Origin of the sequence: Caballeronia sp. LjRoot29 (genome assembly GCF_964252755.1) — a bacterium.
In the GTDB taxonomy this organism is placed as follows: domain Bacteria; phylum Pseudomonadota; class Gammaproteobacteria; order Burkholderiales; family Burkholderiaceae; genus Caballeronia.
The window spans coordinates 25,277-47,460 of record NZ_CAXUPU020000034.1; the positions used below are offsets into that span (position 1 = coordinate 25,277).

The window sequence follows — 22,184 nt, forward strand, 5'->3', positions numbered from 1 at the left end:
ATCGAAATGGTTATGAAACACACACGCCAGCTTTTCGGCGACGACATCGCCCGAAGCGAGATCACGCCGCGCGCGTTCTTCGAGAACCGTCGGCGCGTGTTGCGTGCTGCGGGTGCGCTGGCCGCGACGGGACTTGTCGGCATGAATGGCGAAGCGCTTGCGGCGATGACATCGCCCGATGCAAAGGGTCAGAAGCTCGCCGCGACCACGAACAAGACGTTTGTCGCGCTGGATAAAGTGACGCCGTTCAAGGACATCACGACGTACAACAACTTCTACGAGTTCGGCACCGACAAGGCCGATCCGGCGCAAAACGCGCACACGCTGCGTCCGCGGCCGTGGAGGATATCGGTGGAAGGCGAGATCAAGAACGCGAAGGTGTATGACATCGATGAAATCGTGAAACTCGCGCCGCTCGAGGAACGCATTTACCGGATGCGCTGCGTGGAAGGGTGGTCGATGGTGATTCCGTGGATCGGCATTCCGCTCTCCGAGATCATCAAGCGCGCACAGCCGACGGGCAACGCAAAGTACGTGCAATTCATCACGCTCGCAGATCCCTCGCAAATGCCTGGGCTGTCCGATCCCATTCTCGACTGGCCGTATTCCGAAGGTTTGCGCATGGACGAGGCGATGAATCCCCTCACGCTGCTGACCGTCGGTTTGTACGGTGAGGTGCTGCCGAATCAGAACGGCGCGCCGGTGCGTGTGGTGTTGCCATGGAAATATGGCTTCAAGAGCGCGAAATCGATCGTGAAGATCCGATTTGTCGAGCAACAGCCGAAAACGAGCTGGAGCGAATATGCGCCGAAAGAGTACGGTTTTTACTCGAACGTGAATCCGAACGTCGATCATCCGCGCTGGAGTCAGGCAACGGAACGGCGTATTGGCGAGGACGGTTTCTTCACGCCGAAGCGCAAGACGCTGATGTTCAATGGATACGGTGACCAGGTTGCGTCGTTGTATCGCGGCATGGATCTCAAGGCGAATTTCTAGGTTTAGGGGAAGAGGATGGCTGTGGCTTCCGATGTCAAAACAAAGCCAGTACCACGCGCTGCCGCAGGCGGCACGAACTGGATCGTGCCGGCGAAAGTGGCTGTATTTCTGGGCGGTTTGTATCCGCTGGCGCGTATCGTCCTGCTGGGTTTCACGGGCGGTCTGGGCGCGAACCCGATCGAATTCATTACTCGCTCGACTGGGCTGTGGACGCTCGTGTTCCTGTGCATCACGCTTGCCGTCACGCCGGTTCGCCGGCTGACCGGCTTGAATGCGCTGCTGCGTTTTCGGCGGATGCTCGGGCTATTCGCGTTCTTCTATGTCGTGCTGCACTTCACCACGTACGTCTGGTTCGACAAATGGTTCGATGTCTTCGCCATCCTAAAAGACATCGTCAAGCGGCCGTTCATCCTGGTTGGTTTCTCGGCGTTCGTGCTGCTGATCCCACTTGCCGTGACGTCACCGAAAGCGATGCTCAGAAAACTCGGGCGCCGCTGGCAAACGCTGCATAAGCTCATCTATCCGATCGCTGTGCTTGCGATCCTGCACTTCTGGTGGATGAAAGCGGGTAAGCACGATCTCATCTTGCCGAAGATCTATGGCGCGATCGTGGTGGTGTTGCTGGCGTGGCGGGTGATTGTGTGGCTGCGCTCGCGGATCACGCAAGCACGCGCGGTTTAGCTGATCCGTAATCCGACGCGCATGAAAAAAGGGCGGTGCTCAAATGGCATCGCCCTTTTTTATGCTGATCAGATCGACCGAAATCAGTCTGGGAAAATCGATTCGCCCGCGAACAACTGCTTCACTTCTTCGCGTTCACGCACTCGCCGAGCACGTTCGCGATCGACCATCACTTCGGCGGCGCGTGGGCGCGTGTTGTAGTTCGAGCTCATGACAAAACCGTACGCGCCCGCCGAGAAGATCGCGATCAGATCGCCTTGTTCGATCGCGAGTTCCCGATCCTTGCCGAGCCAGTCGCCGCTTTCGCAAACAGGGCCGACGACGTCGTAGAGTTGCGCTTTCGTCGCGCGCTTTTCCACTGCTTCCATGCGATGAAACGCCTGATACATCGCGGGGCGCGCGAGGTCGTTCATGGCCGCGTCGACGATGGCGAAATTTTTCTCCTCGCCCGGCTTCAGGTATTCCACGCGCGTGAGCAACAAGCCCGCATTGCCGACCAGCGAGCGGCCCGGCTCGAAATACACTTCGCGATGACCGTGCCCGCGTTCATCGATATGCGCAAGCACCGCGCTCACGAATTCGCCGATAGCCGGCGGCGTTTCGTCATCGTACGTAATGCCGAGACCACCGCCGACATCGACGTGATGAATGTTCGTGCCGTCCGCTTCGATCTGCTCGACGAGGTCCAGCAATTTGTCGACGGCATCGAGATATGGGCTCACTTCGGTGATCTGTGAACCAATGTGGCAGTCGATCCCGATCACGTCGAGATTCGACATGGCCGCAGCTTGCGCGTACGTTGCGCGCGCATCGGCGAAAGCCACGCCGAACTTGTTCGACTTGAGGCCCGTGGAGATATACGGATGCGTCTTGGCATCGACATCCGGATTCACGCGCAGCGACACCGGCGCTTGCTTGCCCGCGGCCTTGGCCACTTCGTTCAATGCGTGCAGTTCGGCAATGGACTCGACGTTGAAGCACTTCACGCCGGCATCAAGTGCTTCGCGCATTTCAGCCGCCGTCTTGCCGACGCCGGAAAACACGGTGTTTTCCGCTTTGCCGCCGGCAGCCAGCACGCGCGCCAATTCACCCGACGAGACGATGTCAAACCCCGCCCCCAATCGTGCGAATACGTTCAGCACCGCGAGGTTGCTGTTGGCTTTCACGGCCACGTGGATCGTGGCGCGGTGGCCAATGCAGGCATCGGCGTAAGCTTTATACGCGTCGCTCAACGCAGTGCGTGAATATACGTAGAGCGGTGTGCCGAACTGGTCGGCCAGCGACGTGGCCGAAACGCCTTCGACCTGCAGCACGCCTTCGGCGCGCGAGAACACGGATTGAGTCATGAGTTTTCTGGTTCTGCTGACGCGCTTGGCCAGTTGGGCTCAAGCGCGCAATGGCAACGATTATTCGCCGGAGGACGCGGCTTTGGGAGCCGATGCCGACGAAGGTGATGATTTCAGATTGTCGTCGGGGGAGAGCGAAAGCGCCGTGCCGGATGTGTCGGGAACGTCGCCGGTACTATCGACAGAAGAGGCCGACGATGCTGCTGCCGGCGTGGCCGCATTGCTCGCCGGCAACGGCGGCAAGCTGGCGGGACGAGCCGGAATCGGCGGCGCGACGGGCATATAAAGCGGTCCGCGCTGACCACAGGCGGCGAGCAGCGTGCCGGCGGAAATGGCCAAAGCCGCTACAATCGCGCTCATCCGGAAGACGACTTGCATTGCTGTCCCTGACTAATTAATCGATGGAGTTTAGCATGACCGACAACGAATACCTGACCCTCGCCGAGGCTGCGCTGGCGGCCATCGAGCGGGACGTGGACGGCCTTGAAGCCGATGTCGAATTCGAACGCAGCGGCAATGTTTTAACGCTCGAATTCGAGAACCGCACGAAGCTGATCGTCAACTTGCAGCCGCCGATGCACGAGCTCTGGCTCGCGGCAAAATCGGGCGGTTTTCACTACCGGTATGTGGACGGCGCGTGGCGCAACACGCGCGACGGCAGCGAGTTTTTTGAAGCGCTCAGCCAGTACGCGAGCGAACAGGCTGGCGAGCCGATTCGGTTTTCAGCTTGACTGAGCTCAGGTCCCGGAACACCCGGGGCCTGAGCTCAGGGCTTACTGCCCTTTGAACAGATTCATGATGTCCTGCTTTTCCTGCTCGCCCACTTGCGGCGCGGGCGCCGTCGATGTGCCGCTGACGTCTTCAGGCACGGCCTGACTTACGCCAATAGTTGCGATGAAACCATGGCCCGGCGTCATGTCGTCGAAATAGAGTTCGCCGCCTAGCGAGACCACATCGGGCGGCATGGTCGATTTGTATTCCGGCACGCCGCGCAACGCCCGGCTCATGTAGTCCATCCACACCGGCAGCGCGAGTCCGCCGCCCGTTTCCTTGTCGCCGAGACTGCGCGGCGCGTCGTACCCAATCCACGCGATGGCCACCAGCGAATGCTGGTATCCGGCGAACCACGCATCGTGCGAGTCATTCGTCGTGCCCGTCTTGCCGGCAAGGTCCGTGCGCTTCAACTGGTTCGTTCTCGCGCCGGTGCCGCGCTGCGCCACGCTCTGCAGCAAGCTGTTCATCACGTAGGCATTGCGCGGCGTAATGGCGAGCGGCGCGGTGTCGCCGGCGATCAGCGGCTGTGGATGCGAGACCACGGCGCCGCGCGGGTCGGTGATATCGGCGATCAAATAAGGATTCACACGATATCCGCCGTTCGCGAACACCGAATACCCCGTCGCCATTTGCAGCGGCGTGACCTGGCCTGCGCCGAGCGCCATCGGCAGATATGCGGGCTGACGTGAGGCATCGAAGCCGAACTTCGTCACATAACCCTGCGCGTACTTGGGACCGATGTTGTTCAGGATGCGGATGGAAACCAGATTCTTCGATTTCATCAGCGCGGTACGCATGGCCATGGGGCCATCGAAACCGCCGCCGTAGTTCTTCGGCTCCCACGCCTGACCACCCGTTTCAGCGGCGCTGAAGTAGAGCGGCGCGTCGTTGATGATGGTTGCCGGTGACAAGCCCTTTTCCAGCGACGCCGAATAGATGAACGGCTTGAAGCTCGAACCCGGCTGGCGCCAGGCCTGGGTGACGTGGTTGAACTTGTTCTTGTTGAAGTCGAAGCCGCCCACCAGCGCGCGGATCGCGCCGTCCTGCGGCACGATGGAAACGAACGCGCCTTCTACTTGCGGCAGCTGCGTGATGATCCAGTTGTCGTCGTCGTTTTTCATCAGGCGCACGATCGCGCCCGGCCGGATACGCTGATTCGGCTGCGCCCGCGTGCTGAGCGCGCTGGCGACAAAACGCAAGTCGTTGCCTTGAACGACTGCCGCGTTGCCATCGATGAAACTCGCCTTCACTTGCTTCGGACTAGCCTCAGTGACGACCGCCGCGACGATCTCGCCGTTATCGGGATGATCGACTAAGGCATCGTCAATAGCCTGCTCGCGATCGTCAGGATCCACGGGTAGATCGATGTACGCTTCCGGCCCGCGATACCCGTGCCGATGCTCATAGTCCATCAGACCTTTGCGCACGGCGCGATACGCCGCGTCCTGATCGGCGGAATCGATGGTCGTCACCACGTTCAGGCCCAGCGTGTACGCCTCCTCGCGATACTGCGTGTACATCATCTGGCGCACCATTTCCGCCACGTACTCGGCGTGCACGCTGAACTCGCGCCCGGCGCCCTTCACCACTAGCGGTTGTTTGGCTGCGTCTTCGTATTGCTGCTGCGTGATGTAATGCAGTTCGAGCATGCGTTCCAGGATGTATTGCTGGCGCACTTTTGCGCGCTTCGGATTGACGACCGGGTTGTACGCAGAAGGCGCTTTTGGCAGGCCGGCGAGCATGGCGGCTTCGGCAAGCGTGATGTCCTTGAGGTCCTTGCCGAAATAAACCCGCGCGGCGCTCGCGAAACCATAGGCGCGCTGTCCCAGATAAATCTGGTTCATATAGACCTCGAGAATCTGGTCTTTCGTCAACGCGCGCTCGATCTTGTAGGCGAGCAGCATTTCGTAGATCTTGCGGGTGTAGGTTTTTTCGCTCGACAGGAAGAAATTTCGCGCGACTTGCATGGTGATCGTGCTTGCGCCCTGGGACGCGTGGCCGTTCGTCAACGCCACCGTGCCGGCGCGAAGGATACCGGTCAGGTCGACACCGCCGTGATCGTAGAAACGCGCGTCTTCAATGGCGAGCACCGCCTTCTTGAGGTAATCGGGCACGTCCTGGATACGCACGACGCTGCGTCGTTCATCGCCGAATTCGCCAATCAGCACATGGTCTGCCGTGTAGACCCGCAGCGGTACTTTCGGGCGGTAGTCGGTGAGCGCCTCGAGCGACGGCAGGTTGGGCTGGGCCACCACCAGCGCGTAACCAAGCACGAGCCCCGCGCTGACAATAAGCCCGACAATACAAATTAACAATCCGAGCAGAAGCCTGATCCAGAGCGGGCGAACACGCTTCGGGAAATCGGGACGACGGGACGGAGGAGACGACGGAGACTGAGATTGCATGGCACCACCAAAAAACGGTCCCGCGATTATAGCTGCCCAACTTTACGGCTTTCGTCCGGCTTACTGGGGGTGTTGCGCGCAGGTTGCGACGAAGCCTCTTTGCCACGATAAGCGTTGACGGACTGCCACAGCTAACGTTTGCATCGCTTGTTTCGTGCCCACCGGCATGGGAGCCTCTTACGCTCCTCTTCCCTTTACGTTAGCCACTTGGCCGAATGGTGGCAACCGCCGCGGCTGCTCACAATCGCTTCATTGCCAGCGCCCGAACAGTTCGGTGCGCGGCCGGGAAAGAGAGGGTGAGCATGAGTACGGAAACACTATTGCGCGGATCGGTCCTGACCGTTACGCGCCGGTTCGCGGCGGGTATCGACATTACCGAAGGGGCGCTGCGGTTCGCTGTTGTCAGCAAGCGGTTGCACGCGAACCGGCCGGTTTGCGTCGAGCGGCTGGAGGAGGTCCTGCTTGAACCGGGCGTGGTGATCGGCGGAGATTTCATCGACCAGCCGGCTATCACGGCGGCGTTGCGAGAAGCGTTTTCACGGCTGCCAGCGCGAGGCGCACTGCGCTCGCTGCGATGCGCAATGGCGTTGCTGGCATCGGCCACGCTGACCACGCGAGCGCCGCTCGCGCGGCTTACGCAGTCCAGCCAGATGGCCATTTCGGCATTGTCGGGGCGCGATCCACGTGGCTTGCTTGGACCGGCTGTGCTGGCAGAAGTCGAGCGCGTGGCGGGGATCGAGCGAGGCGCGCTGGCAGTCGACTGGTCTATCCAGGCGGGCGCGAACGGCGAGACCGAGGTATTGATTGCGGCCACAGGGAGGCAATTCGTTGAGTCGCGCGTGGAAACGGCGGCGGCCGCGAACATTATGTTGAGTGCGATCGATGGCGAACCGTGCGCGGCGCTGCAGGCCTTGCGTTATTCGGCACGCATGGAGATTGATCCGCATGACCGTTTTGTCGCTTGCTGGGTAGAGACCGCCGGGTTGCATGCCTGGGTTATCGGGCCGGACGGTGTGGAGAACGAAGTGCGTTATCCGGCGCCGGAGTATTCGAGCGCGACTGAAGCGCTGACGGATCTGGTCGGTGACGATCCGGACGTGCGCTGGATTTATATCGGCGGGGATATCGAGCTGCTCGGTCGCGCGGGTGTTTCAACGCCAATGCTTGCCGCGTTGTTCGGTTGCCCTGTCATGCCGTTTGAATGCGCGCCGTTTTGCAATGGCGCGCAACGGGTAGACCAACGTCTCGCGCATTCGCCGCTTTTCGCGGTCGCGATGGGCCTTGCGCTGCGCGAGGTGATGCCATGAGCGCGGTGGGTTTGCATGCCTTCAATCTGCTGCCGTATCGATCGGGTGCGCGGCGTCGAGCTCGCAACCAGGCGCTGGCGCTGCTCGCAGGCGCCGGTCTGGCTTGGATGTGCTGCGGTCGGCGCGGTGGCGGGCTGGGATGCGCTGGAGCGGATGCACATAGAAGAGAAACGAGACTCGCTGGACATGGCGCTGCGGCAACTGAACGGGCCGATCGCGGAGCATGCGCGTCTGGTCGAGCGGCGGGCGCTGGAGCGGCGCGCGCAGAGCGCCGCCGTGCCACTAGCCGAACCGCGCGCCCGGTTTCTCGGCCTGCTCGACGCGCTCGCGCGGGGGACATCGCAGGGGAATATCGGCTTGCAGCGGGTGACCAGCGCGTGAGCGAGGTGGAGCTTGCCGCCAGCGCGCCGGATTCGCACGCGGCCGCCGCGTGGCTGAAAGGGCTTGAAAAGGTGGCGGGTGTAGGGGCGGTGGAGATCGTGGAAATGCGGCGGCGGGTCGTTGCTGTACAGCCCTCAGCATTGGCTGTCGCGAAGCCCAATGCGGGCCATTTGCAAGGCAAGACGAGCCCCTACGATTTCATCGCGGTCGTGCATTGGACGCGTAGCGCCGGAGGAGACGCAACGCCAAAGCTCTTGAATACCGCGAGACGTGAGGCGTCGTCGAAGCCGAAGGTTGCTAGCCGGAGTCCGCGATGAACCGCTTCGCTAAATCCTCCCACGGGTTTGAATTGCTACAGCCTCTGGACGCATGGAGCGGTTTTAGGATCGCGCTCACAAGCGCCGTGGTTGCTGCGCTGCTGTTTGCTGCAGGCGTGTCATTGTGGCGTTCCTCCGATCCAGGCGGAACCGAGGCAAGCCGTTCGGCATTGCACGACGTGCAGCAACGCCTGGACCGGGCGCGAGCAGTGACTGCGCACTTACCTGCAATGCGCACGCGTTCAGGCGATGGTGGGCCGCTCATCCGCTGGACCGTTGCCGACGCACTGCACGAACTGACTGCGCTCGCCGCTCAGAGCGGTTTGCGGATCGGCATGATCGAACCGTCGGCTCAGAAGGGCGACGGGATCGAGATCGAGCGGCCGCAGAAATTTCGCGCCGAAGGTTCGTTCGGGGAAATCAGGCGGTTTCTCGATGCGCTCGAAGGGCTGCCAAGACTCGTCGTTCCGGCAGATGTACAAATGAAACGAGCGGCGAATGCGCTTGCCCTCGATGCGACGCTCAGGGTATTCGAGGACCTCCCGGCGGTCACGCGGCCGGAGCCGTCACGCCGGGACGCGTTTGCTATCGATCCATTTGGTGTGAAGAACGGTACGGGCGTGGGTGATGGAGGCGCAATGCTGCTTGCGGTACCTTGCGTGCCTGGCGTCGCGGGATGGCGCTGGTTGAGTCGGCTACGGGTGTCGATGGATTTTTGCCGGGCCAGATGATTGGCGACGAGCGGTTTGGCAATGTCCGTTCACGTTCGATAGAGCTCAGCCGCAACGGCGTTGCGCGGACGATCGGTTTTTCGGATGATCGGCCATGAAGATGCTCCGCCTTTTGCTGTTGTCAGGGCGTCCGGTAAGCGTGGCGCTTCGGGCTATTCGCGGGGCGGCAATCGTTTTTCGGTGGAACATTTGGGCGTGTGGTATCGCGACCGCACTCTTGCTGGGGGCCATGACCGCCCACGCCGCAATTCCTCCTTTGCCACCCTTGCCCGAGCCGTTTCCAGAGACGCTGCCCACGGATCAGTTCGCGGTTGAAGTGCCTGCGGCTGTCGCTGTGCAAGTGCCCGACGAGGACACTGCGTGGCTGACGCCAGCTTCAACAACCGCCACGCCTGCTCCAGTCGCCACACCTGATGCCACGCCTGCGCTGGAAGGGCCACCGACCCCGTTGCCGCCTGTCGAGCGTATGAGCCGTGGCTCGGTGGATTCCGCAGCTACGTCGATCGAGGACGGCAAGCCGATCTCGTTGAACCTGAAAAATGCCGGCTTGGGCGCCGTGCTGCAAACCTTCGCGAAGTTTTCGGGCGTCAACGTCGTGACGAGCGAGAAGATCCGTGGGACCGTCTCGCTGAATCTCGTCGATGTGCCGTGGCGGCGCGCGTTCGACACGCTGCTCGACGTCCACGGCCTGGCGATGGAGCGCCACGGCGACGTCATCTGGGTTGCGCCGCTCAGCGAACTGGCAGCGCGCGAGCGCCTTCGTTACGAAGCGCATGCGCGAGCAGCGGATCTCGAGCCGCTCGCCAGCCGTACGTTCGTTCTGCGCTATCCGCGTGCCGACGACGTCCGCAAGCTCCTGACCGGCACGGGCAGCCAGCGGGTGTTATCGAAGCGAGGTTCTGTCATGGCCGATGCCCGCACCAACCTGTTGTTCGTGACCGACCTGGACGCCCGTGTCGCGCAGATCGCAGAGCTGATCGCGCGCATCGACCAGCCGACGCCGCAGGTGATGATCGAGGCGCGCATCGTGGAAGGCGACACCGGGCTTTCGCGCAATCTCGGGGTGAAACTGTCGATGACGCCCACCGGCGACGCCGCTGCACGCGGCCTTGTAGCGGGCGCCGAGGGCGCGGTATTCGATCTATCGGCGGGGCCGATTGGCGGTTTCGACGCCGCGACGGCAGGTCTGACGCTATTCGCCGCGCAAGCTACACGCTTGCTGAACGTCGAGTTGAGCGCGCTGGAAAACGAGGGCCGCGGCGAGATTGTGTCGAGTCCTCGCGTGATCACAGCGGGTCGCGTGAGGGCGGTGGTCGAGCAGGGTACGGAATTGCCGTATCAGGCGAAAGTCGGCAATGGCGTCTCAGGTGTCCAGTTTCGCCGCGCCGCGCTGAAACTGGAAGTCGAGCCCCAAATAACCCCGCGTGGACACGTGATCCTGGATCTCGATGTATCGAAGGACAGCGTCGGCGAGCAGACGGCGGCGGGCCCGGCGATCAACACCAAGCACGTCCAGACGCGCGTTGAGGTGGAGGACGGGGGCACGGTGGCAATCGGCGGGATATATTCCACCGACGAGCGCGAAGATGTCACGAGGGTCCCGCTGCTCGGTAAAATCCCGGTATTGGGCTGGCTTTTTCGTCATACCGCGCGCCGTAATTCACGCAGCGAACTGGTCATTTTCATTACCCCGCACATCGTTCCAGCGCGTCTGTGAGGGCCGCCGGCAAGCCTTTCCGACTCGACAAAGCGGGGCTTTTGCCCTTAAGCTCCCGCACGAACGGGACCAGAATCGGGACCGGAATCAATGCAAAAGGAAGCGAGTTGGAAGCCGGGCAAGCGAACGCGAACGTATTTTTTGTCGGACTCATGGGGGCTGGAAAGACCACCGTGGGGCGGGCGGTCGCGCGCCGGTTACAGCGCTCTTTCATCGATTCCGACCACGAAATCGAGGCCCGAACGGGCGCGCGCATCCCGGTAATCTGGGAAGTCGAAGGCGAAGACGGTTTCAGGCAGCGCGAAGCGGATGTGATCGACGAGTTGTCGCGGCGCGAGAACATTGTGCTGGCAACGGGCGGCGGCGCGATTCTCCGCGCGGAGAATCGGGAACATCTGAAGAGTCGCGGGCTGGTGATCTACCTGCGCGCCACGCCGCACGAATTGTGGCAACGCACGCGACGCGATAAAAACCGGCCGCTGCTGCAGACGGACGACCCGCGCGGCAAGCTGGAAGCGCTCTACAAGACGCGCGATCCGCTGTATCAGGAGTGCGCGCATTTCATCGTGGAAACTGGCCGGCCGACCGTGAATAACCTCGTCAACATGGTGTTGATGCAACTGGAGATGGCCGGCATCGTGAAACCGGCTACGTCATAATGTCCGCCATGATTACCGTCAACGTCGAACTGGGCGATCGCGCCTACCCCATCCATATCGGCGCCGGGCTGATTGGCCGGACCGAGCTCTTCGCGCCGCATATCGCGGGCTCGTCGGTGGTCATTGTCACCAACACGACCGTCGATCCGCTTTACGGCGATGCGCTCCGCGTCGCGCTCGCGCCGCTCGGCAAGAAAGTCACGACCATCGTTTTACCCGATGGCGAGGCTCACAAGAATCTCGAGACGCTGAACCAGATCTTCAGCGCGCTGCTGACCGAGCGTGCCGACCGCAAGACCACGCTGATTGCGCTGGGCGGCGGCGTGATTGGCGACATGACGGGTTTTGCCGCCGCCAGTTATATGCGCGGCGTGCCGTTTATCCAGGTGCCGACCACGTTGCTCGCGCAAGTCGATTCATCGGTGGGCGGAAAGACTGGCATCAATCATCCGCTCGGCAAGAACATGATCGGCGCGTTTTATCAGCCGCAAGCGGTCATCGCGGATATTGGCGCGCTCCAGACGCTGCCGCCGCGTGAACTCGCCGCGGGTATCGCGGAAGTGATCAAGACCGGCGCAATTGCAGACAGCGAATTCTTCGACTGGATCGAGGCTAACATTCCGGCGTTGAACGATTGCGACGCCACTGCGCTGACGCATGCGGTGAAGCGCTCGTGCGAGGTGAAGGCTTCGGTCGTCGCGGCCGACGAACGCGAAGGCGGTTTGCGCGCCATTCTCAATTTCGGTCACACGTTCGGTCATGCGATTGAGGCCGGCCTCGGTTACGGCGAATGGCTGCATGGCGAGGCGGTTGGATGCGGCATGGTGATGGCGGCGGATCTATCCGTCCGGCTCGGCCGGCTCGACGAAGCGTCACGTAAGCGGCTCACGCGCGTGATCGCTGCGGCAAAGCTGCCGGTCAAGGCACCGGCGCTGGGCGCGGATCGGTATATCGACTTGATGAAGGTCGACAAGAAAGCCGAAGCAGGCGAGATCAAATTCATCCTGCTCGAGCGTTTCGGTAGTACGAAGATCACCGGGGCACCGGACGAGGTAGTGCGCGCAACGCTCGCGGCCAGCGTCTGAGCGGCTGAATTTCGCTGCGAGATGTCGGCGTTCAATCGGGGGTTAGTTTTCTTGGCGCTTGCCAGATATTGCCGGTAGCCATGGTGAAGAAGAAACCATCGCTTACGCAACACGCAAGCCGTACTACGCACTACCTTCCGGATATTGAGGCCATTCGCGCTGGCTTCGTTGACCCAGGTCGAGGCGCGGCCATCGCCATGAAGCACATGACGCCGGGTTGGAGCGACCGCCAAGCCGCGAGAGACAAGCGATTCGAGCATGGCGCTGACTTTCCATCGCGCTGACTCTGCACCATCAAACGCTGCACCGAAACAAAACCGTTGCCGCAGAGAACACGTTAAACCCACGACCAAGCCAAGTCCCAAGCAAGCAAAAACAAAGAAGCAAACAACGAAGCAACGATGATTCGGAGCAGCCGGTGAGCGACAAGACATTCCAGTTTTCCAGCATCACGCCGACGCCCTTCGCGCTCGAGGCGCATCTCGCCCCGTATGCCGCGCATTCGGCCGAGTCGCGTGGCCGCCGCTTCGAAGAAAAACCGCCTGTTGCGCGCACCGAGTTCCAGCGCGACCGAGATCGCATTGTTCACTCGACGGCTTTCCGCCGGCTCGAATACAAGACGCAGGTTTTCGTCAATCACGAGGGCGACCTGTTTCGCACGCGTCTGACGCACAGTCTGGAAGTCGCGCAGATCGCGCGCTCTGTGGCGCGCAACCTGCGCGTGAACGAAGATCTGGTCGAAGCCATTTCGCTGGCGCACGATCTTGGCCATACGCCGTTCGGCCATGCCGGACAGGATGCGCTGAATGAATGCATGCGAGATCACGGCGGCTTCGAGCACAACTTGCAGAGCCTTGTGGTTGTCGATGAACTCGAAGAGCACTACGGCGCGTTCGACGGTCTGAATCTCTGCTTCGAAACTCGTGAAGGCATTCTCAAACACTGCTCGCATGAAAACGCGCTGAAGCTCGGCGCGCTGGGAGAGCGGTTTCTCAATCGCAAGCAGCCGTCGATAGAAGCCCAGATCGCCAACGTTGCCGACGAAATTGCCTACAACAACCACGACGTGGATGACGGCCTGCGTTCCGGGCTGATCACGCTCGAGCAACTGGCCGATGTCGAGTTGTGGCAGACGCACTACGAAGTCGCGCGCGGCGAATATCCGGATATCGAAGGGCGAAGACTGATTCACGAGACCATCCGTCGAATCATCAACACGTTGATCGTGGATCTGATCGAGTCGACCAGCGAGAATCTGGCGCGCTTGAATCCGCAATCCGTCGATGACGTGCGCAATGCTCCGGCGCTCGTCACGCACAGCGAGCCCGTCGCGGCCCAGGCGACCGAACTCAAGCGCTTCCTGTACAAGAACCTGTATCGCCATTACCGGGTCATGCGGATGGCTAACAAAGCGGGGCGCGTGGTGAGCGGCCTTTTCAAGGCGTTCAACGACGACCCGCGCCTGCTGCCGCCGGCTTATCAGGCGCGCGGTCCGATCGGCGAGGAGTCTGCCAACGACCCCCGCGGCAGCGAGGCTGCTTCCGGCAGCACGCAGGCACGCCTGATCGCGCATTACATCGCGGGCATGACGGATCGATACGCGTTAAAAGAATATGGACGTCTATTCGTCATAGACGACAATTAGAATGCCGCGTTCCAGACGCGTTCTGCGTTTGTCCCAATCAAAAAAACTCCACCGGGGTTCGAGGAGAGGTTACTCATGAGTAGTCGCAAGTTATTGGTCAGCGCCTTTTCCATTGCCGCTGTATTTGCTTTTAGCGCCAGTCAGGCACAAGCCGCTACTGAAATCCAGTTCTGGCACGCGATGGAATCCGCGCTCGGCGAGCGCGTCAATGACATCGCAAACGATTTCAACGCGTCGCAAAGCGACTACAAGATCGTACCGGTCTTCAAGGGCAGCTACGATCAGACCATGGCTGCGGGCATTGCGGCGTATCGCAGCGGCAACGCGCCGGCCATCCTGCAGGTGTACGAAGTGGGCACGGCCACAATGATTCAGGCCAGGAAGGCCGTCATTCCGGTCTCCGACGTATTCAAGCAAGCCGGCGTTCCGCTCGATGAAAAGGCGTTCGTGCCGACCATCGCCAGCTATTACAGCGACTCGAAAACCGGTCACCTGATTTCGATGCCGTTCAACAGCTCCACGCCTGTCCTCTATTACAACAAGGACGCGTTCAAGAAAGCCGGTATCGATCCGACTCATCCGCCGAAAACCTGGGAAGAAGTCGCAGCCGATTCGAAAAAGCTGAAAGCGGTTGGCATATGCGGTTATACGTCGGGCTGGCAGAGCTGGATTCAGCTAGAGAACTACAGTGCGTGGCACGGACTGCCGTTCGCATCACAGAATAATGGCTTCGATGGCACCAACGCTGTGCTCGAATTCAACAAGCCGCTGCAGATCGCGCACATCCAGTTCCTGCAGAACATGGCGAAGGACGGCACATTCACGTACGTCGGCCGGAAGGACGAGCCGGTATCGAAGTTCTATAGCGGCGATTGCGGCATTCTCACCAACTCGTCGGGTTCGCTTGCCAACATCAAGAAGTACGCGAAATTCGATTTCGGCACGGGCATGATGCCGTACGACGCGAGCGTGAAGGGCGCACCGCAGAATGCGATTATCGGCGGCGCGAGTCTTTGGGTTCTGTCCGGCAAGGATGCTGCAACGTACAAGGGTGTCGCCAAGTTCCTGGCTTACCTGACGTCGCCGGCCGTTGCCGCCAAGTGGCATCAGGACACGGGTTATCTCCCGGTCACGACGGCCGCTTACGAGCTCACGCAAAAGCAGGGCTTCTACGAAAAGAATCCCGGCGCCGATACCGCGATCAAACAGATGCTGAACAAGCCGCCCCTGCCGTTCACGAAGGGCTTGCGTCTGGGCAACATGCCGCAGATCCGCACGATTGTTGACGAAGAACTCGAGCAGGTCTGGGCGGACAAGAAAACGCCGAAGGACGCGCTTGATTCGGCGGCATCGCGTGGCGACGACTTGCTGCGCCGCTTCGAAAAGGCCGGAAACTAAACTCGCCATGGAAAAACGATCGCGGTTCAATACGAGCCTGCTGCCTTATCTGCTGGTCGCGCCGCAACTCGCCATCACCGCGCTCTTTTTCCTGTGGCCGGCCGGCGAGGCGCTGTGGCAGGCCACGCAGACCCAGGACGCGTTCGGGACATCGAGCGAGTTTGTGGGGCTGGCGAACTTCAAGCAGATCTTCACCGATCCGCTTTACCTCGCGTCGTTCAACACGACCATCATCTTCTGCACGCTCGTGACCGTGTCGGGTCTCGTGATTTCGCTGCTGCTGGCCGCGTGCGCCGATCGGGTGACGCGTGGCAGGAAGCTGTACCAGACGCTTTTGATCTGGCCGTACGCGGTTGCGCCCGCGATTGCCGCTGTGCTGTGGTCGTTCCTGTTCAATCCGAGCATTGGTCTCGTGACCTATGCGCTCGCGAAATACGGCATTGTCTGGAACCACGCGCTCAACGGCTCCCAGGCCATGTTTTTGGTCGTGCTGGCGTCGGTGTGGAAACAGGTCAGCTATAACTTTCTGTTCTTCTATGCCGGTTTGCAGGCCATTCCGCGTTCGCTGATCGAGGCGGCCGCCATTGACGGCGCCGGGCCGGTACGGCGGTTCTTCGGCATTGCGTTGCCGTTGCTCTCGCCAACGAGTTTCTTTCTGCTGACCGTGAACGTGGTCTATGCCTTCTTCGATACCTTCCCGGTAATCGATGCAGCGACCGGCGGCGGTCCCGCCCAGTCCACAAAAACGCTTATCTACAAGATCTTCGCTGAAGGCTTCCAAGGTCTCGATATCGGCAGTTCCGGTGCTCAGTCGGTCGTGCTGATGGTGATCGTGGTGGCGCTGACGGTCGTGCAGTTCCGCTTTATTGAACGTCGGGTGCAGTACTCATGATCGAGAACCGTCGCGGTTTTGACCTGTTTTGCCACGCGGTGCTGATCGTGGGCGTGGTGCTGGTCGTGTTTCCGGTGTACATCGCGTTCTGCGCCGCCACGATGAGCGAAAAAGAAGTATTCAGCGTGCCGATCTCGCTCGTTCCGAGCACGCATTTGTTCGAGAACATCGCGAATATCTGGACGCACGGCAGCGGCAACGCGGCAGCGCCGTTCGGCCACATGCTGCTGAACAGCCTGGTCATGGCGCTGGTGATTTCGATCGGCAAGATCGCTATCTCCATGCTGTCGGCCTATGCCATTGTGTTTTTTCGCTTCCCGTTTAAAAACCTGGCCTTCTGGCTCATCTTCATCACGCTGATGCTGCCGGTGGAAGTGCGGATTTTTCCGACAGTCCAGGTCGTTTCATCGATGCATCTCAGCAACACGTACGCCGGCCTGACGCTGCCGTTGATTGCATCGGCGACGGCAACGTTTTTGTTCCGCCAGTTCTTCATGACGCTGCCCGATGAACTCATGGAGGCGGCGCGCATCGACGGCGCCGGCGCATTGCGGTTCTTGTGGGACGTGGTGTTACCGCTGTCGAAGACGAACATTGCCGCGCTTTTCGTGATCACGTTCATCTATGGCTGGAACCAGTATTTGTGGCCAATCCTGATCACGAGCGACCAGTCGCTGCAAACAGCGGTGGTCGGCATCAAGAGCATGATCGCTTCTGGAGACACCGCCACGGAATGGCATCTGGTCATGACGGCCACGCTGCTCGCCATGTTGCCGCCGCTCGCGGTCGTGCTGACGATGCAGCGCTGGTTTGTGCGCGGTCTCGTCGATTCCGAAAAATAACGGAGGCTCATTCAGTGATCCTTGAAGTTGCTCAATTGCCGGTAAAGGCAGGCGAAGAGGCCGCGTTCGAAACGGCGTTCGCTCAAGCCGAAAAGATCATCTCGGCGCAACCGGGCTTTCTCTCGCACGAACTCGTGCGCGGCGCCGACGCGAACAACTTTTCGCATTACGTGCTGCTCGTCCGATGGGAAACGGTCGCGGCGCATGAGGAAGGTTTTCGCGGCTCGGCCGACTACCAGACGTGGCGCGAGCTGCTGCATAAATTCTATGAACCGGGTGTCGCGGTCGCGCATTTTGCGACGGTCGCGGGCGCCCTTAAATGAAGGCGGGTCGATGGCTGCACTGAGCCTTCAAGGCGTCAAGAAAACTTACGACGGCAAACAGTTCGTTCTGCACGGCATCGACGTGGAAGTGACGGACGGCGAATTCGTCGTGATGGTCGGTCCGTCCGGCTGTGGAAAATCGACTTTGCTGCGCATGGTCGCGGGGCTGGAAAGCGTGTCCGAAGGGAAGATTTCCATCGGCGAGAAGGTGGTGAATACGCTTGAGCCGAAGGACCGGGACATCGCGATGGTGTTCCAGAACTACGCGCTGTATCCGCACATGAGCGTCGCGCAGAACATGGCGTACGCGCTGAAGATCGGCGGCGTGAGTAAATCGGAAATCGATCGGCGCGTGCAGAATGCCGCGAAGATTTTGGAACTGGAACCGCTGCTCGCCCGCAAGCCGCGCGAGTTGTCCGGTGGCCAGCGGCAACGCGTGGCAATGGGCCGCGCGATCGTGCGCGAACCGGCCGTTTTCCTGTTCGACGAGCCGCTGTCCAATCTCGATGCCAAGTTGCGCGTGCAAATGCGGCTGGAAATCCAGCGGCTGCACGCGCGTCTAGCGACTACGAGCCTTTATGTGACGCACGATCAGATCGAGGCGATGACGCTCGCGCAGCGCGTGATCGTGATGAATCGCGGCCGTGCCGAGCAGATCGGGCCGCCGACCGAAGTCTACGAGCGTCCGGCGACCGTATTCGTTGCGAGTTTTATCGGCTCGCCGGCAATGAATCTGCTCGAAGGCCGTGTCTCAGACGATGGCTCGAGTTTTGAAGTTGCGGGTAACGGGCCACGCTTGCCGCTCGCGGGCATGCAGTCGCTGCAACAGGATCTGAAGGGCCGTGAGTGGGTATTGGGCATTCGGCCGGAACACATGCTGCCCGAACAGCAGAGCGCGCATGTATCGTTGACGGTTGATTCCTGCGAACTCCTCGGCGCCGACAATCTGGCGCACGGACGTTGGGGCAAGCATGACGTCGCGGTGCGCTTGCCGCACGAACATCGTCCCGCGCGAGGCGACGCGCTGGAAGTGGCGTTGCCGGCGCATCGCCTGCATATCTTCGATCCGGCGACCGGCTTGCGCGTGAACTAGAACAGGAAAAACGATGAAAATCTGGCCCTATCCGCGCATCGTCGCGCATCGTGGTGGCGGGAAGGTTGCGCCGGAAAACACGCTTGACGGTATCGATACCGGCGCGCGGCTCGGTCTGAAAATGATCGAATTCGATGCGAAGTTATCGGCGGATAACGTTGTGTTTTTGCTACACGATGACCTGGTGGATCGCACATCGAACGGGCGTGGCACGGCGAAAAACCTTCGCTACGAAGAACTCGAGCAACTCGATGCCGGAAGCTGGTTCGATCCAAGTTTCGCCGGCGCGCGCATGCCGACGCTCGTCCAGGTCGCGGAACGATGTTTTGCGCACGGATTGGCGGCAAATATCGAAATCAAGCCATGCGAAGGGCGTGACGTTGAAACGGGTGTTTTAGTGGCGCAGGAAGCGGCGCGGCTGTGGTCAACGGCAGAACCGGCGCCGCTGTTGTCGTCGTTTTCATACGCTGCGCTTGAGGCCGCCACCGGGGCTGCCCCCGATCTGCCGCGCGGCATGCTCTACGAAGCCATTCCAGCCGACTGGCGCGCCCAGACCGCGGCGTTGGCGTGCGTATCGCTGCACGCGGATCACAAGACGCTGGACGAACGTCTGGTCGCGGAGATCAAGGACTCCGGCTTGCGGATCCTGGCCTACACTGTCAACGACCCGGAGCGGGCGCGTGAGCTTGCGAAGTGGGGCGTGGACGCGATCTGCACGGATCGTATCGATGTGATCGGCGCGGATTTCCTGGACTGAGCAAAGCGACGAACGGGCGCGAGCGAACAAAAGCCGCGCGCCGGAAGCGATTCCTGCGCGCGGTTTTTTCATCGATGCAGCAAATGGCTTAGCGGGCGCGGGCCAGCAATACGCCGGCTACCAACGCCAGGCCGCCAACCAGGGCAATGGTTTGCCACGGTTTGTCGTGAATGTAGGTGTCCGCATCGGCTAGCGCCGCATTCGCGCGGGCGCGAACGGCATCTTGTGTGTCGTTCAAACGTGCGCGTGCTGAGTCCACGCTCTTGCCCAGTTGAGCTCGCAATGCGGCGACGTCGGCCGACGTCCCTTCCGACAGCGTTTCTTCAATCTCCGAAATCAGCGTGCGCAATTCGCCGCCAATGTCCTGCGCCGCGTCTTTGCTGTGACGCGAAATGCGGCGTGCACGACGGCTGGTGGAGTTCCATGAATCTCCGAGGGCATCTCGCGTATTGGGGAATGCGTTCATAGGATCGCTCCGTCGATGGTGAATCGTGGATGGGCCGCGAAAGTGCGGAAAAACAAAAGGTGAGCAAGTTGGATGCCGGTTAGCGCGCGGCGTTCAACATTGCACGCTTGCGCGTTGTCACGCAAGGCATCCAGCGAAAAGGAAAGAATCAGGAAAAGTAGAAACTCCCCGGATCAACCCGGAAAATGGCTCGATGCGAGTCATATTTACAAGCGCGGAAAGACAAACGCCGTTGCGAGGATTCCTCGCAACGGCGTTTGTTTGATGACTTGCTTTGACGGAACAGCTGAAAACTTGAGCGGCGCTTAGAACCGCGCTTAGAACCGCGCCTAGAACCGATACCCGACGTTCAAGTACGTCACGATCGGGTTCAGCTTCAGTTTTGCTTCCGACTTCACGGTGAGCTCGCCAACCGGCGTCTGCGCCTGGGTTGTCAGCTTGGCCGTGGCGTGGAGGGGCACGAAGGAGATCGAGAAACCGGCGAACCAGTGCTCGTTGAACGAGTAAGTAAGGCCTGCATTAAACACGGGCGCCCACGAACTATCCGTCGATACGTCGGTCGGACCATGCAGTACGTTGGCTTCGAAGGCAGAATTCGTAATCTTCGCGTCGGTGAACCACACGCGCGTCACGCCAATACCCACGTAGGGGCGAATCTTCGATTGGGGCTGCATGAAGTAGTACTTCAGCAACAGTGTCGGGCTCCACTGCTTGGCCGAACCGAGGTTGCCATATTGCGAATACCCCTTTTCACCTTGCAAGTCGAATTTGGGTGGAATGCCAAGAACGAATTCGCCGGCAATATGGTCGGTGACAAAGTAGCCGGCCGTGAAGCCTGCGGTGTCGCCGCTAGAGAGACTTGCGCCGGTGTTAGGTACTTCAATGCCGATTGGCGATCCGCCTACGCTTGTTTCCTTGAGTGGGCCGCTACTGGAAATAGGAGCGAAATGGAACCAGCCTGTAGTGACGTAGAAAGTGTTCGCCGACTGGGCATGTGCCGCGCCAGACACGCACGCAAACGCGGCGACCCCCGTAACTACCCGTTTTATTTTCATTGAGTGCTCCTCCGAAAAAGCACGCTAATTATGAACAGAACATTTGAAACAAACCATGCTTCGCCTCAGAGCGTTTTCCCTAAGAAGAATGCGGGCTCTAATTGGATTAGCGCGGTGCCAGGCCCCTGACTTTTCCCGCTGACGCATGTCTTGCACGACTTGAACGAAAAATCTAAAGGTGGCCCAGAATGTGGCTTTGACGGACCGCCGGAATACCCGACCAACGCTCGACTAACGGAAAATCCAGCATGGCACGGCTAGCACGACTCTACGTTCCCGAACAGCCGCAGCACGTCATCTTGCGCGGTCTCGACCAGCAGCCCGCTTTCGTCGAAGCTCCGGACTACGAGCTTTTTATCGAATGCCTGCGCACGGCCTCCCGCGACCACCATCTCGCCATCCACGCTTATGCGCTGATGCCAGGCGCGGTACATCTGCTCGTCACTCCCCGCGACGAAGCGAGCCTCCCGAAAGCCATGCAGGCGGTCGGCCGGCGCTACGTTGCCCATTTCAATCGCCGTTATGCCCGTCGCGGAACCTTGTGGGAAGGCCGCTACCGCGCAACGGTGATCGAAGGTGAAACCTACTTCCTGCTGGCGAGCCGGGTGGTCGAGATGGCGCCCGTACACGCCGAACTTGCCACCCTGCCGCAAGACTACAAATGGTCCAGCTACCGCCATCACATCGGCTTGACGCTCGACAGCCTGATCACCGACCACCCGCTGTACTGGAAGCTCGGCAACACGCCTTTCGAGCGCCAGCGCGCCTATACGGAGCTGTGCGAACAGCCGCTCGATGAACGCGAAGCGAACCGGCTGCTTCAGGCGACGCTCAAGGGCTGGGTGCTCGGCAGCGATTCCTACCGCGAGTGGGCCGGGCGCGCCGCTAACCGTCGGGTCTCTCCGCTGCCTCGCGGCCGGCCGCGCAAGATTCGCGAGACTCCTCAGACCCGTTAACGGAGCTTTTACGCCGGAACTGAAGAGTCCCCGAAGAATGACTGAACGGCATGACGACAAAAATCGGCATGCCGTTTTATTTCATCAGAATTGATATGACACTAATTAAATGGAGCATTCGTGCACCAACTCGATAATAGGTGTCAGATCAACGCGTTTTGATTGCCAACTTTTTGATTCATCGCGTATATTTCGTTTTCCGGCTGTTCGTGACGCGATGCGTCAAATTGCACGACCGGCTTGCGATCATCGCTTCGTGTTTTTCGCCCAGGTTCAGGGTCTTGGCCTCCCGAAAGACGCGAGCAGCGCATAGAAGCAGCACACGAGCAGCATGTAAGCAGCAAGGCTCAAGCAAAAA

The 22,184-nt window shown here is 60.4% G+C and carries 23 protein-coding genes and 1 pseudogene; 19 read left to right on the forward strand and 5 right to left on the reverse strand.

Annotated elements, in window-relative coordinates:
- Positions 1-6: 6 nt before the first annotated feature.
- Both msrP and msrQ read left to right on the forward strand, forming a co-directional pair.
- Positions 7-996 (forward strand): protein-methionine-sulfoxide reductase catalytic subunit MsrP, encoded by a 990-nt coding sequence (msrP, locus tag ACSQ83_RS28425; protein ID WP_436230464.1) that lies wholly within the window; start codon positions 7-9, stop codon positions 994-996.
- A gap of 15 nt (positions 997-1,011) precedes the next feature.
- On the forward strand, positions 1,012-1,677 hold the full coding sequence (gene msrQ, locus ACSQ83_RS28430) for a protein-methionine-sulfoxide reductase heme-binding subunit MsrQ (protein WP_414952786.1): 666 nt from the start codon (positions 1,012-1,014) through the stop codon (positions 1,675-1,677).
- A gap of 83 nt (positions 1,678-1,760) precedes the next feature.
- Here the strand turns inward: msrQ and lysA are convergent, their stop codons facing one another.
- Positions 1,761-3,023, reverse strand: a complete 1,263-nt coding sequence (lysA, locus tag ACSQ83_RS28435) for a diaminopimelate decarboxylase (RefSeq protein ID WP_436230465.1) — start codon at positions 3,021-3,023, stop codon at positions 1,761-1,763.
- On the opposite strand from lysA, the gene ACSQ83_RS28440 reads away from it, so the two are divergent.
- A complete protein-coding gene (locus tag ACSQ83_RS28440; RefSeq protein WP_436230494.1) occupies positions 3,022-3,309 on the forward strand; it encodes a hypothetical protein in 288 nt (95 codons plus the stop codon). The genes lysA and ACSQ83_RS28440 overlap by 2 nt on opposite strands.
- A 20-nt stretch (positions 3,310-3,329) precedes the next feature.
- Here the strand turns inward: ACSQ83_RS28440 and ACSQ83_RS28445 are convergent.
- Positions 3,330-3,401, reverse strand: a pseudogene (locus ACSQ83_RS28445) (hypothetical protein); the annotation flags it as partial.
- Between the two features lie 35 nt (positions 3,402-3,436).
- Between ACSQ83_RS28445 and cyaY the strand changes: the two are divergent.
- The gene (cyaY, locus tag ACSQ83_RS28450) at positions 3,437-3,754 is read left to right on the forward strand and encodes an iron donor protein CyaY (protein WP_414952788.1); all 318 of its coding nucleotides are present in this window, start codon (positions 3,437-3,439) and stop codon (positions 3,752-3,754) included.
- A gap of 42 nt (positions 3,755-3,796) precedes the next feature.
- Here cyaY and ACSQ83_RS28455 read toward each other — a convergent pair whose 3' ends face one another.
- The gene (locus ACSQ83_RS28455; protein WP_436230466.1) at positions 3,797-6,202 is read right to left on the reverse strand and encodes a penicillin-binding protein 1A; all 2,406 of its coding nucleotides are present in this window, start codon (positions 6,200-6,202) and stop codon (positions 3,797-3,799) included.
- A gap of 302 nt (positions 6,203-6,504) precedes the next feature.
- Here ACSQ83_RS28455 and pilM point away from each other — a divergent pair, with 302 nt between their 5' ends.
- From pilM to ugpQ, 14 genes are all read left to right on the forward strand, one after another.
- Entirely contained in the window at positions 6,505-7,509 is a 1,005-nt protein-coding gene (gene pilM, locus ACSQ83_RS28460; RefSeq protein WP_436230467.1) for a type IV pilus biogenesis protein PilM, read from the forward strand.
- Between the two features lie 15 nt (positions 7,510-7,524).
- On the forward strand, positions 7,525-7,890 hold the full coding sequence (locus ACSQ83_RS28465; protein WP_436230468.1) for a hypothetical protein: 366 nt from the start codon (positions 7,525-7,527) through the stop codon (positions 7,888-7,890).
- The gene (locus ACSQ83_RS28470) at positions 7,887-8,207 is read left to right on the forward strand and encodes a hypothetical protein (protein WP_436230469.1); all 321 of its coding nucleotides are present in this window, start codon (positions 7,887-7,889) and stop codon (positions 8,205-8,207) included. The genes ACSQ83_RS28465 and ACSQ83_RS28470 overlap by 4 nt, the downstream gene beginning before the upstream one ends.
- Positions 8,204-8,938: a type 4a pilus biogenesis protein PilO gene (gene pilO, locus ACSQ83_RS28475; protein ID WP_436230470.1), complete on the forward strand. Its 735-nt coding sequence runs from the start codon at positions 8,204-8,206 to the stop codon at positions 8,936-8,938. The genes ACSQ83_RS28470 and pilO overlap by 4 nt, the downstream gene beginning before the upstream one ends.
- Positions 8,939-9,167: 229 nt before the next feature.
- The gene (locus ACSQ83_RS28480) at positions 9,168-10,655 is read left to right on the forward strand and encodes a type IV pilus secretin PilQ (RefSeq protein WP_436230491.1); all 1,488 of its coding nucleotides are present in this window, start codon (positions 9,168-9,170) and stop codon (positions 10,653-10,655) included.
- Positions 10,656-10,807: 152 nt separating this feature from the next.
- Positions 10,808-11,314 (forward strand): shikimate kinase, encoded by a 507-nt coding sequence (locus tag ACSQ83_RS28485; RefSeq protein WP_414952839.1) that lies wholly within the window; start codon positions 10,808-10,810, stop codon positions 11,312-11,314.
- Positions 11,315-11,322: 8 nt separating this feature from the next.
- The gene (aroB, locus tag ACSQ83_RS28490; RefSeq protein ID WP_436230492.1) at positions 11,323-12,399 is read left to right on the forward strand and encodes a 3-dehydroquinate synthase; all 1,077 of its coding nucleotides are present in this window, start codon (positions 11,323-11,325) and stop codon (positions 12,397-12,399) included.
- Positions 12,400-12,817: 418 nt separating this feature from the next.
- The gene (locus ACSQ83_RS28495) at positions 12,818-14,044 is read left to right on the forward strand and encodes a deoxyguanosinetriphosphate triphosphohydrolase (RefSeq protein WP_436230471.1); all 1,227 of its coding nucleotides are present in this window, start codon (positions 12,818-12,820) and stop codon (positions 14,042-14,044) included.
- A gap of 75 nt (positions 14,045-14,119) precedes the next feature.
- Positions 14,120-15,442, forward strand: a complete 1,323-nt coding sequence (gene ugpB / locus ACSQ83_RS28500; protein WP_414952795.1) for a sn-glycerol-3-phosphate ABC transporter substrate-binding protein UgpB — start codon at positions 14,120-14,122, stop codon at positions 15,440-15,442.
- 7 nt (positions 15,443-15,449) lie between these two features.
- A complete protein-coding gene (gene ugpA, locus ACSQ83_RS28505; protein ID WP_165092696.1) occupies positions 15,450-16,334 on the forward strand; it encodes a sn-glycerol-3-phosphate ABC transporter permease UgpA in 885 nt (294 codons plus the stop codon).
- A complete protein-coding gene (gene ugpE, locus ACSQ83_RS28510) occupies positions 16,331-17,176 on the forward strand; it encodes a sn-glycerol-3-phosphate ABC transporter permease UgpE (protein ID WP_436230472.1) in 846 nt (281 codons plus the stop codon). The genes ugpA and ugpE overlap by 4 nt, the downstream gene beginning before the upstream one ends.
- A 14-nt stretch (positions 17,177-17,190) precedes the next feature.
- Positions 17,191-17,499, forward strand: a complete 309-nt coding sequence (locus tag ACSQ83_RS28515; RefSeq protein ID WP_436230473.1) for an antibiotic biosynthesis monooxygenase family protein — start codon at positions 17,191-17,193, stop codon at positions 17,497-17,499.
- 10 nt (positions 17,500-17,509) lie between these two features.
- Entirely contained in the window at positions 17,510-18,592 is a 1,083-nt protein-coding gene (locus tag ACSQ83_RS28520) for a sn-glycerol-3-phosphate import ATP-binding protein UgpC (RefSeq protein WP_436230474.1), read from the forward strand.
- A gap of 13 nt (positions 18,593-18,605) precedes the next feature.
- Positions 18,606-19,349: a glycerophosphodiester phosphodiesterase gene (gene ugpQ, locus ACSQ83_RS28525; protein WP_436230475.1), complete on the forward strand. Its 744-nt coding sequence runs from the start codon at positions 18,606-18,608 to the stop codon at positions 19,347-19,349.
- A gap of 88 nt (positions 19,350-19,437) precedes the next feature.
- On the opposite strand, the gene ACSQ83_RS28530 is transcribed toward ugpQ, so the two are convergent.
- Positions 19,438-19,815: a DUF883 family protein gene (locus ACSQ83_RS28530; protein ID WP_414952800.1), complete on the reverse strand. Its 378-nt coding sequence runs from the start codon at positions 19,813-19,815 to the stop codon at positions 19,438-19,440.
- Between the two features lie 329 nt (positions 19,816-20,144).
- Positions 20,145-20,870, reverse strand: coding sequence for an OmpW/AlkL family protein (locus ACSQ83_RS28535; protein WP_414952801.1), 726 nt, complete (start codon positions 20,868-20,870; stop codon positions 20,145-20,147).
- Between the two features lie 248 nt (positions 20,871-21,118).
- Between ACSQ83_RS28535 and ACSQ83_RS28540 the strand changes: the two genes are divergently transcribed.
- Positions 21,119-21,826 (forward strand): transposase, encoded by a 708-nt coding sequence (locus ACSQ83_RS28540; RefSeq protein WP_414952802.1) that lies wholly within the window; start codon positions 21,119-21,121, stop codon positions 21,824-21,826.
- Positions 21,827-22,184: the final 358 nt, after the last annotated feature.